Annotated in this window: 11 protein-coding genes and 1 tRNA gene; 4 read left to right on the top strand and 8 right to left on the bottom strand. The window is 56.4% G+C overall.

The features are described from left to right. From ACWIUF_RS20130 to ACWIUF_RS20110, 5 genes are all read right to left on the bottom strand, one after another. The coding region (locus tag ACWIUF_RS20130; protein WP_448574321.1) for a CHAT domain-containing protein at positions 1–1,288 on the bottom strand (1,288 nt) is incomplete at its 3' end. A 271-nt stretch (positions 1,289–1,559) separates the two neighbouring features. Next, positions 1,560–2,852, bottom strand: a complete 1,293-nt coding sequence (locus ACWIUF_RS20125; protein WP_448574320.1) for a BREX system ATP-binding domain-containing protein — start codon at positions 2,850–2,852, stop codon at positions 1,560–1,562. A 182-nt stretch (positions 2,853–3,034) separates the two neighbouring features. Next, positions 3,035–4,225, bottom strand: coding sequence for a BREX system ATP-binding domain-containing protein (locus ACWIUF_RS20120; RefSeq protein ID WP_448574319.1), 1,191 nt, complete (start codon positions 4,223–4,225; stop codon positions 3,035–3,037). Then, on the bottom strand, positions 4,212–5,018 hold the full coding sequence (locus ACWIUF_RS20115) for a hypothetical protein (protein ID WP_448574317.1): 807 nt from the start codon (positions 5,016–5,018) through the stop codon (positions 4,212–4,214). Before ACWIUF_RS20115 ends, ACWIUF_RS20120 begins: the two co-directional genes overlap by 14 nt. A gap of 270 nt (positions 5,019–5,288) precedes the next feature. Further along, positions 5,289–5,361, bottom strand: a tRNA-His gene (locus tag ACWIUF_RS20110). A gap of 181 nt (positions 5,362–5,542) precedes the next feature. Between ACWIUF_RS20110 and ligA the strand changes: the two genes are divergently transcribed. Beyond that, on the top strand, positions 5,543–7,867 hold the full coding sequence (ligA, locus tag ACWIUF_RS20105; protein WP_448574316.1) for an NAD-dependent DNA ligase LigA: 2,325 nt from the start codon (positions 5,543–5,545) through the stop codon (positions 7,865–7,867). Positions 7,868–7,937: 70 nt separating this feature from the next. On the opposite strand, the gene ACWIUF_RS20100 is transcribed toward ligA, so the two are convergent. Continuing rightward, positions 7,938–8,462, bottom strand: coding sequence for a GNAT family N-acetyltransferase (locus ACWIUF_RS20100; RefSeq protein ID WP_448574315.1), 525 nt, complete (start codon positions 8,460–8,462; stop codon positions 7,938–7,940). A 302-nt stretch (positions 8,463–8,764) separates the two neighbouring features. Further along, entirely contained in the window at positions 8,765–9,325 is a 561-nt protein-coding gene (gene aac(6') / locus ACWIUF_RS20095; protein WP_448574322.1) for an AAC(6')-Ia family aminoglycoside 6'-N-acetyltransferase, read from the bottom strand. A 171-nt stretch (positions 9,326–9,496) separates the two neighbouring features. Between aac(6') and ACWIUF_RS20090 the strand changes: the two genes are divergently transcribed. Further along, on the top strand, positions 9,497–10,285 hold the full coding sequence (locus ACWIUF_RS20090; RefSeq protein WP_448574314.1) for a matrixin family metalloprotease: 789 nt from the start codon (positions 9,497–9,499) through the stop codon (positions 10,283–10,285). Between the two features lie 119 nt (positions 10,286–10,404). Here the strand turns inward: ACWIUF_RS20090 and ACWIUF_RS20085 are convergent, their stop codons facing one another. Then, positions 10,405–10,920: an adenine phosphoribosyltransferase gene (locus tag ACWIUF_RS20085; RefSeq protein ID WP_448574313.1), complete on the bottom strand. Its 516-nt coding sequence runs from the start codon at positions 10,918–10,920 to the stop codon at positions 10,405–10,407. Between the two features lie 152 nt (positions 10,921–11,072). Between ACWIUF_RS20085 and ACWIUF_RS20080 the strand changes: the two genes are divergently transcribed. Then, positions 11,073–11,699 (top strand): DUF3038 domain-containing protein, encoded by a 627-nt coding sequence (locus ACWIUF_RS20080; RefSeq protein WP_448574312.1) that lies wholly within the window; start codon positions 11,073–11,075, stop codon positions 11,697–11,699. Next, the coding region (locus ACWIUF_RS20075) for a DUF4335 domain-containing protein (protein ID WP_448574311.1) at positions 11,696–12,712 on the top strand (1,017 nt) is incomplete at its 3' end. The genes ACWIUF_RS20080 and ACWIUF_RS20075, both read left to right, overlap by 4 nt.

Raw genomic sequence — 12,712 nt, 5'->3', positions numbered from 1 at the left:
GGTCGGGGGTGGCGGTGCTACTAGCGGTTGCCTCGGTTGCGATCGCGGGTAACTCCTCGGTTGTCGGTTCGGGTAGGTCCAGATTTGCTTCGCGATCGGCGGCTGCCGCTGCCGGTACCGTCAAAAAGCCATCAAAATTTTGGTGTAGGTAGAGGATCGGCAAGGCCCAATAGAGTTGATGGGAGCCATAGGCCGAAATCAACCCCTGACGCGCCCGGTTCAAACTGAGATCAACCGGATAGCCCTGCTTAAGGTTGCGATAGAACAGGCGGCTCAGGGTCAACGCCACCGAATCGGGAATCCGTTCCGCCATTGCCAGCACACCGGGAATCCCGCGCCGTACCAGGCTTTCCGCCAGACTTTGGGTCGCCGTATCGTCAGTCAGTTCTTCACGGGTCACTTCTTCACTGGCGGCATGGGCACCCCGGCAGGAATTGAGGACCACCATGCAAATGCCATTGTTGACCAGTAACCCCACCAGATCCTCACCACTGAGGGCTTCCGTCAGTCCCGTTTGGCCACTCACCAGGTACAGTTCTCCCCCGGTTGCGCTCACATTACTGTGGCCGGAATAGTGCAGAACTTGGTAATCCCCCTGTTCCAGGGCTTGGGTCAGGGCCTCGCGCCCCGGTTGTTCCAGAATCGTTAAATCCAGTTCGGGGAGTGGTCCCATCTCACTGCTGCTGGCCACCCGTCGCAGTTCCGCCTGTAGGGTTTCCACCTCATGGCGCAGGGCCAGTCGCTCCTGATCCTCTGGGGCCGCCAGCACAACCAGAACCCGTAGGGGTTGGTGGGGATCGGGATGGAGGTGTTGAAGCAGGGGGGAGGCCAGGGCGATCGGGGTAGGCTGGTATCGGGAGAACATGACATCGGTCCCCGTAGCCAGAGGGCGATCGCCTTGGAGGACTTCCCAGGGAATACGGGTTAAGCGCGATCCCTTCAGGCCCAGCCGCAGACGCAAGCGTTCCCGGCGATGGAAGGCAATCCCTTGTGCCGTCACCCAACTGTCGCGGACCGTGCCCTGAAAGAGTTGGTTATAGAGGGTTTGGCCAAAGCTAACCAGGTTGGCCACCGTGGGTTCACCCGTCCCTCGGCCCAATTTTTTTTTGCCCTGCAATACAGTGAGCAAGGGGTCCTGCATGAGCAAACGCGACTGCCGTAGCCAAGTCTCGATCGGCCACACCACCTGTTCTTCCGCCAAGGGCACCCCTGGGGCAACCTGCTCCGTCCGCACCAAGTACTCATCGTCCCCCAGCGGGGTCACCGAGAGATGGAACTCCTGAATCACTGCTCTGCTCCCAGTACGCCAACACTGATCCTGCACCCTGTCCCTTAACCCAGCCTGTGTCATAGTTGCCAATGGTACCGTCACACTCCCTGGGACGTGGCTTGGGGGACAGAAGTTTCTGCTTTCCCTTACGCTGCGGACTCCCCCCAATCAGGAAAATTTACAGGGCACAGGTCACCTGGTTAAAACCCCGAATCTCTTCGTGTCCCCCTTGTGCCCCTTGGTGCATCTTCGTGTCTTGGTGGTGTCACCCAAGGCTCTAACCTCTCCCCTATGTGTCATCTTCCAGCGCAAAGTAACTCTCATCTTCAGTCAACGTCACTTCCCGCAGCGTATCCACCCGTAGGTCGATCGCCTCCCGATAAATATAGGCAATATCCAACACCTCCAACGCCGCCCGAATATAAGTCCGAATCGGTTGGCTCCCCGCCTCCTTCACCGTGCGGAGCAAATTATCCACATCCAGTTTTGCCGACCAGCCATAGGCCAGCCCGTGTAACTCGCACAACCGCTCCAATAAACCGAGTAAATCCTTCGTCTGAATCAGCTTAATCGAGGGACATTGACGACCGATCGCCGTCTTAAAAAACGTTTCCATCTCCTGTGCCGCTTCCGGTCCCAAGCGTTCAGCCGCCAGGGCCGGCATTTGCACACTATCAATACGGGCCTGTCGTCCCTTGGGTTTAGCCTCACTGGTTCCCGCCCCACTGGTTCCCGCCCCACTAAACCACACATCATTGCGCAAACTCGAAGCCACCACCCCCAGGGTATAGATGGGGTAGGGCAGGGTTCTGGACCAATTCAGCAGCCAGTTCAGGTTCCGGTAGGCTTGCAGGCGGCTCACCCGTCCCAACCGACCCACCAGTTCCACCTCATCGATCAAAATCACCCAACCCTTGTAACCACACCACACCACCGCATCCGCCAGCAGACCAAAATAGGCACTGGCGTGTTCCTTCACCCGAAAGCTTTCCTCAAAGCGCGGCAGGGTTTCCCCCCGGTTCAGACGGTGCATCCGTCGCAGTTCCGGCATCGACAGTCGCGTCCCCATCAAATCACCATAGAGCAGGTCGCGATCTTCCCCCGCCGCATAGAAATAGTCCTCCAGCACGATCGCGGGCAAGGGATGAACATAGCGTCCCGGCTTGAGAATGGGGCTATCGACCAGATCACCAGGATTTTGGCGATCGAGGGCCTGTTGAATACCGGGAACTTGGGAGTCAGGCGTGCGCAGGGCGATCGCCACCCGGCCATAAAAGTTAAACAGGTGGTGACAGGACACCTCCCGGCTCAGGGACAGGCGACTGACCGCAAACCCCTCATCCAGCGCCATGTGCTCCACCGCCGTTAAGGCATGGGTTTTCCCCTGGCCATAGGCCCCCCAAAGCAAACGCCCCGGCGGCGGATTACCGCTAGCAAGGCGACTGAGATCCTGGGCAATTTGCGCAATGAGCGACTCCCGCAGATCCGGTAGGGCACGGGTCGAAGCCCGCGTGGGAATGCCCGCCCGCAGGGACTCAATCACCGCAATGGCCTGTTTACGACTCTCTGAGTAGGTTGGCATAGGACACTCGGTCACAACGCAGTATTTTTTATGCTCCCCTCACCTGTGGGCAAAGGCATTGGGCTGAACTCCCCTCGCCCTAGGGGAGAGGCATCGGGCCTAACTTCCCTCGCCTGTGGGCAGAGGCATCGGGCTTAACTCCCCTCGCCCTTGGGGAGAGGGGCCGGGGGTGAGGGCAACGCTCAGGATTGCACCATCAAAGTAGCCTTCATCACCGCCGATCGCAGTGGCCCCTGTTCGCTGAGATCAGGCACCGCTTCATAATCCAACTCTAGGGGGAAATTGGCATCACTCAAGAGCGTCAGCAATTTGCCGTGAACTGCGTCGGCAAAGTCACGACCATTGGCCAGCAGGTGGGCATCGGTATCGACGATATCGGCGAGGGGATTAAATTTTTCGATCGGGACTAACCCGGTTTGCAACCGCATCCACAGAGCTTCGTAACTCTTAAATCCCCGTTTTTCATCCTGGATCACCGCTGGCCGTCCCGCCAGTAGCAACAGAAAGTGGCTCAGTAGTTCCACGTCATCGATCAGTTGGCGAAACAGTTCACAGACATCCTTGATGGCATTGGGGGTATAGAGAAAGCGACCCGTGATCGGCGAGGGTTCCGTCAGCACTTCTAAATCATCGATCGCCACAACCAATCCCGTTTTACCGGCCAGTTGTAACAAGCGAATCAGGCAATTTAACCAGGCACGGGCAGTCGTGCGGCTGAGGCGCTCAAATAAATGGGTGATCTGCTTTTCGTGGCGTTCCAATTTTTCACCCCGCAGCCATTTCAGTCCTAAGGCCAAATCCGCCGCGTTCTCATGAATCAGGTGACTGGTAATGACATGGTGGGCAAAGGTGCGGAAGGAGGTTCCCAGGTCGATCGTATGAAAGACTTTGGCCTTGGCGCGGTTGATTTCCCGGATGGCTTGATCCCGCGTGAGTAGCTGCTCCTCGCACAGGAGGGGAACTAGGGACCCCTGCCCCTCGTAGCGATCGCGGCCATACCCCAATTCCGCCGCCACGTAACAGCACAGTCCTTGGACCAAGGCATCCATATCCAGTTGCGCCACGATCGCCCGGTAGAGTCCCGGCAGGTCATTGAGCTTGTGATCCCGCGCTGAGAGGTAGACCGTTGCATAGCCGATGGTCTGGGCATCCTGGAGCACCGATCGTACCAGGTGAGTTTTGCCGGTACCCGCTTCTCCAACCAGGACTTTTACCTTGCTACCGCCATCAGCCAGATAATTTTCCAGGTAATGCTCCCGGACGCGATCGAGCCACACCTCTCGTCCTAGGGTCATCTGGGCCAGCAATGTGGGATTGCTGGGGGGGATTCCCTGTTGCAACTGTTCGAGATCGGCTGGGTTAATCCGTGTCATCGTTGGCATAAATAATTAAGGCATCAACCCGACTTTCTTGGCCTTTGCTATTCCGCAAGAGTAGCCCCTTCGTCGCATTCCGCGAGGGCACCAGTTCAAACCGATAGTGGTGGTAACTAATGTCAACTTGCTCCTTGAGCCGGGTGAGATCGTAGGTAAACAGGGACTCAGGATAGTCCTGGCGGCTGGATTGTTTGAGCGTGAGCAGCTTATAGATATCCTTGAGCGGCACCGGATGACCCCAGACCACATCGGGCTTTTGCAGCGCCAGACGGTTGACCACTTCATAGGCACTGATCAGATCCCGGCAAAAGCGATCGGCATTAAAATTACTATTCACTACGCGCTTATATTGTACTGCGACCCAGGCAGCTAATACATCCGGTGCAAAGAGGCGCGTTTGTTGCGCCTGACGACCAATACTTAAGCGGACGTAACCATTTTCTGGCGAAAACGTCAATTTGAAGGGAGGAAATTCGTAGGTGGGAAATTCCCCCTGAAGGGGCACATCCACGGCGGCAAAGGCATCCGCGATCGCGGCAGGATACTGATCAGATTGCACAAAGGCTTGATCCTGGGCGATCGCGCTTTGGAGAGTTTGGCGGGACTCTGGCCAAGCTTGGACAAGCTGCTGAAGATCTGCGGTAAAGGCTGACAGCACTTGATCGGAGGATTTAAAGTCCCAACTCTGTTGCGCTTTCTTTACATTACCCCAATGTTTCAGTAGCCGTTTGAGGGTGGTATTGACCTCTGCGATCACAATTTGATCGGGTGATTTCGCGGTTGGCTCCATGCTGTTACCCGTGATTTGCGTAGGGATAGGGCGATCGTAGCAGTCTCTTAAGGCATTAGTGACCGGGAGGTTTGCCCATCGATGTAATCTCGTCGGTTGGAGCAGTTCAACCGCCCCGCTCCCAACTTACATCGCAGTGTCCGAAAGCGATGCCTAGTTTGATGCGCAAGGGAACCGTTATCTTTCTGCGACTGAACAGGTTTAAGACACACGACAGGCTCGGTTAAGCGCTATCGTACACCTTCACCCGATGCGATTAAACCTTATTAGGGCGAACGACGGGATTCGAACCCGCGCATGGTGGAACCACAATCCACTGCCTTAACCACTTGGCTACGCTCGCCATCGCGTTTTTCAGTATAGCAGTTTGCTCACACATCGATCCAGATTCCCCAACCATCCGGTAATCCCGTGATGCTCAATTTGGCTAAAAGCTGGGCGATGTCGCTGGTTTACGCAAACCTTCCTAAAAGTTTTGACACCTTGAGGATAAGCTAGGGGGATGAGCGCTAAGGGTAATGACGGTGCCGCGATCGACCTCTTCTGACCAAATCCCTCTCTTCCCCGATCCCGCAGAGCAGACCGATCTGCCTAGGGGAGAGGAGAGAGAAGCGAGAAGAGAGAGCAATCCTCACTCCTCTTTCCTCCCACCTCACTCCTCCCCCAATCCTCAGCAGACCGAGCCACAGGTGACGATTGAGCAACGGGTGCAAGAACTCCGACGGCTACTTACCGAGGCCAGCTATGCCTACTATGTCCTCGACGCGCCAATTATGGAGGACCCGGTTTACGATCGCCTCTACCGCGAACTCCAGGATCTCGAAACCCAGCACCCGGATTTGGTGACGCCCGATAGCCCAACGCAACGGGTGGGGGAAAAACCGGCAACCCAATTCACGTCGGTGACCCATGCGGTCCCCCTCTACAGTTTGGAGAATGCCTTTAATCTTGAAGAGTTTGCGAGTTGGCAGGACCGTTGGCAGCGGGTGTTGGGGGTGCGGGGGGAGCAAGATGAATCACCCTCTGTTCGCGCAGCGTCTCCCCCGGAGAATCCCCAGATGGGCGGGTTTATGGATGTTGACGGTTTGGTACCGGATTTATCTGGGAAACCCGCCCCTACGAGGTTAATGCTGGCAGATTATGTGTGTGAACTGAAGATTGATGGTTCGGCACTGGCGTTGACCTATGAAAATGGGGTGCTGGTACGGGGGGCGACGCGGGGGGATGGCACGATGGGGGAGGAAATTACCCAAAATGTGCGCACGATTCGCAGTATTCCCTTGCGGTTGCAAGTAGACAATCCCCCGGCATGGGTGGAAGTCCGGGGGGAGGCGTTTTTGCCGCTGTCGGTGTTTGAGCGGATTAACCAGGAGCGGGAGGCGGAGGGCATGGCGCTGTTTGCCAATCCCCGGAATGCGGCGGCAGGGACATTACGCCAGTTGGATTCACGCATTGTCGCCGATCGCAAGCTGGATTTTTTTGCCTATACGCTGCACATTTTAGATGAGGACGCTGAACTACCCCCGACCCAGTGGGAATGTTTAGAACTGCTGCAACGGTTTGGGTTTCGGGTGAATCCAGAGCGGCAACGCTGTCAGGGTTTAGACGCGGTGCGGGCCTATTACGATCGCTGGGCGACGGCGCGGTTTCACTTGCCCTACCTCACGGATGGGGTGGTGGTGAAGCTCAATGATTTGGCGTTGCAAGAGGAATTGGGGTTTACGCAAAAATTTCCCCGCTGGGCGGTGGCGCTGAAATACCCGGCGGAGGAAGCACCGACGAAAGTGGAGCGGGTAGTCGTGCAGGTGGGGCGCACTGGTGCCCTGACCCCGGTGGCGGAGTTTCAGCCGGTGCCGTTGGCGGGAACCACGGTGAGTCGGGCGAGTCTCCATAACCGCGATCGCCTGCTGGCGTTGGATTTACACCTGGGCGATACGGTGGTCGTGCGCAAGGCGGGGGAAATTATTCCGGAGGTGGTGCGGGTATTGCCGGAATTGCGGCCTCCCCACGCGGAACGGGTGGTGTTGCCCGATCACTGTCCCGAATGTGGCAGTCCGGTCGTGCAACCGGAGGGGGAGGTGGTGACCCGCTGTGTGAATGCGGCCTGTCCGGCGATCGTGCGGGGGGCGTTGGTGCATTGGGCCAGTCGCGATGCGTTGGATATCAATGGCCTGGGGGAAAAGTTGGTGCAGCAATTGGTGGCGGCGCAACTGGTCCAGTCGGTGGCTGACTTATATGCATTGGAAGTCGAACCGCTGGCCCAGTTGGAACGGCTGGGGCAAAAGTCGGCGCAGAAGTTGGTGCAGGCGATCGCGGCCTCGAAGCAAAAGCCCTGGTCACGGGTGCTCTATGGATTGGGGATTCGCCATGTGGGGAGTGTGAGTGCCCAGGCGTTGGCGGCGGCGTTCCCGGATGTGGGGCAGTTGGCGCGGGCTGAGGTGGATGCGATCGCGGCGATCTATGGCATTGGGCCGGAAATTGCCCAGTCGGTTTATGCATGGTTTCAAATTCCAGCGAATCAGCAGTTAATTGAACGGTTGCAGGCAGCGGGGGTGCAGTTGCGTGCGGTTGAGAGTGCGACGGCGACACCCATGTCTCAAGCATTGGCCGGGAAAACCTTCGTGGTGACAGGAACGCTGCCAACACTGACACGGGAGGAAGCCAAGGCATTGATTCAGCAGGCGGGGGGCAAGGTGACGGAAGCGGTGAGCCGGAAGACGGATTATCTGGTGGTGGGGGAGAGCGCGGGATCGAAGTTGGCAAAGGCGCAAGGGTTGGGGATTCCCTGTCTGACGGAGGCGGATTTGTTGGCACTGATTGGGAAGACCGATCGGCCAATACAAAGCTAGTCAGCGGATTGGCAACAACTCACAAACAACTAACAGCCTATGGGCGTCACGAACGGGTCGCGATCGCCGGTCAAGGTTCCCCTGTGGCTTGGAATGCCTCGTGAAATGTCACCGTCCCCTGCGGCAAGTGGCCATCCAAGACCAGCACAAAGAACACTTCTGCGGGAACACCTGCACAGGCGAGGCCAGCCGCATTTTCAAAACCCAATTGCCGGTAGTATTCGGGATGCCCCACGAGACAACAACCCTTTGCCTTTAACGCTTTTAATCGCGCTAGCCCTGCTTGTACTAACGCTTTACCAATCCCCTGACGCTGGTATTGCGGTAGAACGGCAAGCGGCCCTAGACCATACCAATCCCCAGTGCCGTCGGACAAGGTGACTGGTGAAAAGGCAATATGCCCCACCACTCGCCCCTCGACTTCGGCAACTAACGATAGGGTCAACGCCTGGGCCGATCGCAGGGCCTCAATGATGAATTGCTCCGTGTGGTTGCTGATTGCCAGCGTCTCAAAGGCCGCGATCGTGACCTCTGCGATCGCGGCAATATCGTCCTCAGTCTCATCTCGGATCACGATCGCCAACTCTGTATCCAACCTTAAGTCAGGCTGCTCAGTCTAACGCTTGGCTTTATGACTAAACTAAAGCCGCATTATAACACTTCCATATTTAGTGAGGTACAGACAAGGGGCTTAAGCCCCTTGTTTACAAGGCTTGACAACTTCATTAGGGAGGGAACGGCTGTAGTAGATTCTCCTGCGGAGACACGACGCGAACGAAAAATAATTGTGGGGCAGGCATCCTGCCTGCCCCGGAGACCGCCGAGACGGCTATCCCACGTTCAATGTGTGATCGACTGAGGATGTCAACTGTTCTTGAAGCAAGAGACAACTCCTTGTCAGGCCAATCCCTTCCACATCCAGATGTCAGGTTTATGCTTCCCATTCGCGTCTGGAATGATGCCAACGATCATATATCCACACTTCTCGTAGAATTCATAGGGGTGGTGTCGAAGATTTTTTATGGTTTTGATTTCTTCCCATATATTCTCCCGGCTAATAGTGACTTGGGATAGCGAAGTCCTAAATTGTTCATCATCCGTTCCCAGCACTATTCCAATAATGCCTTTTTCCCTAGCGATTCTCTCAATTTCCGCCAGTAGAGCGCTGCCAATCCCTTGCCGTTGATATTGGGCATCAACCACCAGAGGATGCATTTCCCAAGTTGTCTTATACATGGGACGTAGCCCCAGCCAGCCCAGTAATATATCGTCTTCGCAAAGGCCAATACAGATATTTGGCTCCCGTATACATTCCATAACCTCCTGGCGAGCACTATGATCGTTAGGCCAGGTATCGTTGTCCAGTTCCCCAAGGGTACGTGTTAGTATGTGTGCGGCTTGGCTAATCCATGCCTCTGATGCCGATATCGTGCAGAACTGGCGTTTGCTGGGAAGCATACTCCTTCCTTGTTCCATAAATTTTATGCGCATCTCGAAAAATACCAACGTTGTTGCAACTGTGCCCATACAATCATCAGGGTTTGAGGTGGCCGGTGGCACCCCCCGTCCCCATTAATCGAGGTATCGAGGTTCCGTATAGACAAACACCAGCAGGTCGCCCCCCTTGACATGAACGCACGGTTTTTACAACGGCAACGACGATGGGTAGTGTTCCTAGGACTGATCGGACTGACGATCGCCAGCCTCACTTTGGGATCGCGATCGTTTTCCCCAGAGGCCACTCTAGCCATGTCTCCTCCAGCCGCCCCCCAGCGATCGGCACTGGCTGCTCGCCCCCATCCCTTGCCGCCCTTTTTGGCCCAGTGGCAGGACCCAAATCAGCGTGGGGATTATTTCGACCAGATTGCCCCCTCAGAAGTTGGGTATCTAGTGTGGTCAACTTTTCCGATTACCGTGTATGTCGAACCCTCCCAACCGAACCTCAACGGGTTTGCTGCCACCCAAGCCGAGACCTGGCGACAGGCGATCACCGCCGCGATCGCGGTCTGGCATCCCTTTTTACCCCTAACCCTAGTCGAAACGCCTGAAACCGCAGATATCCGGATTTGGCGATCGGCCCCCCCCATTCAACGCCATCCCGATGGCCGTTTGGCCCGCATACGGGCTGCCGAAACCCGGTATACCCTGTACACCACCCGGCCCCAAACCGACGGGACAACCCTGCTGCGCCATCGCTTTGATATTTACCTGAGTCCCCACCAACCGGCTACCTTTACCCAGGCAACCGCCCGACATGAGTTGGGCCATGCCCTCGGCATCTGGGGACACAGCCCCGATCCAGGCGATGTCCTTTACTATGCCCAAGTCCGTCAGCCTCCCCCGATTTCCGCGAGGGATCTCAATACGTTGAAACGCATTTATGAACAACCCACCCAGGTGGGCTGGCCCACTCACTAGAAGGTGCGTTCGCAACTAGTAGCTCGAACAGTAAGTTCTGCAACGTTCGCAGTGCTGGCTTTAGCTGGCAACGACTAAAGTCGTTACTACCAACGTTGCGAAACTTTATGTTTACTGTACTAGTCGTAGGCCACCAGGCTGACGATCGGGACATCGGGCAACTGCCGCCGTCCCCCCAGCGCTTTCAACTCCACAATAAAACTAAACCCCACCAGTTCACAGCCAATGCGTTGTACCAATTCCGCCGTTGCGCGAGCCGTGCCCCCGGTCGCGATTAAGTCATCGGCAATGATCACCTTACAGCCCGGTTGCAGCCCATCCTGGTGAATTTCCAGGCGATCGGTGCCATACTCCAGGTCATATTCAACCATATGCACCGCCGCCGGTAACTTCCCCGGCTTGCGCACGGGCACAAACCCTGCCCCCAAGTTATAGGCCAAGGGCACTCCGAAAATAAAGCCCCGCGATTCAATGCCAATCACATGATCTGCTCCCCAGTCGCGGCATTGCTCCGTCAGGAGATCAATGGTATAGCGGAGTCCTTCCGGGTTATGGAGTAGGGTGGTAATATCGCGAAAAACAATGCCCGGTTTAGGGAAATCGGGAATCTCACGAATCAGTGCTCTTAGGTCCATAGGGAAACGAATCGCCGGGAATCATCGTCAACGCAGCAGAGACGATCGTACACTAGAAGACTACCTCACGAAGTTTGCACTATACTGAGCGAGATCCGGATTCCGATACAATGCTGCTGGATGTTCCACATACTGGGGTCGAATCGGTTCGCATGAATGTTTCTGCCAGCACAATGCCCACACCCACCCAAGTGTCTGATTCTATTCCTTTGATCCTGGACAGTCTGCCGGATATCCCCTTGTCCGAGGCGACCTGTCCTAAGCGGGCACGTCAGCAGATTGACCTCATGCTCTTGGCGATCGAAGCGTTGGACCTCAACGGTTCTGAAGCCATCCTTTATATGTCAAAAGAATTGGGATTGCAAAGCCTGATCAAAAACCGTGTCCACCTCTGGCGGCTACGCAGCACCAACCCCCTACGCCGCTATAGCCAGCGACGGCCTCTCAGCCTCACGGAAGCAAAGGCCCTGGTCTTGCTGATTTGTCAACTGGCCCGTCGCCTGACGGTGATTATTCGGCAGTTGCTTTTGGACTATCAGCAACTTCGCCAGAAAGATCTTTCGACCGACCATCATTTTCGCCTGTCCCATTACCTGGAACGCTTTCGGGCGCACTTCCGTGCCCGCATGAACCCGCGTCGAGGCGGGGTGCTGATCTACGACACCGATGAAAAATTGAACCAACTGGCGATGAACTTGCTCGAACAGCTTTTATTCTGTACGGGTACAGCCGGGATGCAGCGTTTTTGGGTCAGTCTGTTTGACGGAGAAGTTTCATGACGATTCAGCGCCACTATCGCTTGCCCAATTGCACCCTGGTTCTGGAAGGCTTAGGCGATGCCACAGAACTAGAGCCGATCGGCGAAACCCGCCCCCTGATGGCGACGTTACTGAATGCCGAATGCCATATTAGCGAACACGATGCCCTGATCGGCGGTCGCGAGTTTTTTGAACAATTGGTCCAAGCCGTCAATCTCTACGTTCAGGAGCTTTTTAGCGGGGTGCGATCGGTTCATTCCCAACCTTCGGGAGCGGCCCTAGTGCGCCTGGAACGGGCGGGTCATTTGCACCGTCTCACGATCCAGCCCCAGGGGATTGCCACCCCGAATCCGACCACCCTGATGCAGGCGGATATTACCACGGTGCAATTATTCGATCTCGTGGAGGCGATCGATCAGTTTCGCGCCGATGCCCGCACCCTGCCCGATGTGCAAATTCAACTCCAACCCGTTTCCCGTAGGGATGCACCAACACCCCCGATCCGGGAACAGGCTACCCCGATCGTGCTGGGGGTCGCCAGTGTGGCCATTGCTGGTGCCGCTGCCTTCTTCCTATTGCCCGTACCGGAAATCCAGCGTCCTCGCCAACCGGAGTGGCGGACGGAAACCGAGGCCAGTACGACCTCACCTACCGCCAGCCCTGCCCCCACCGCCAGCCCAGATAGCAACGAGGGAGCCGCTGCCAGTATTGAAATCACCGATGTCGATCAGTTACGCCGGTTACGCACCCAACTGTATGACGCCATTGATCAGAAATGGAATGAACCGGAGTTTGACGAAACGCTGACCTACAAAGTGAGTGTGGATCTTCAGGGCGCGATCGTGGGCTATGCGCCGGAGGATGAAACCTCCCGTCTTCAGGCCGATCGTACCCCCTTGCCGGAACTGGTCTTTATCCCGGTTGAGGGAGGAACGGCGGTCCGGGGACCCATCGCCCTCTTCAAGGTGGTCTTTACCCCTAGGGGCGTTTTGGAAGTGAGTCCTTGGCGCGGCCTTGCGCCAGAACCAGAGGCC

The sequence above is a fragment of the Trichothermofontia sp. genome (genome assembly GCF_053493415.1).
This window is presented reverse-complemented; position numbering and strand designations above follow the sequence as displayed.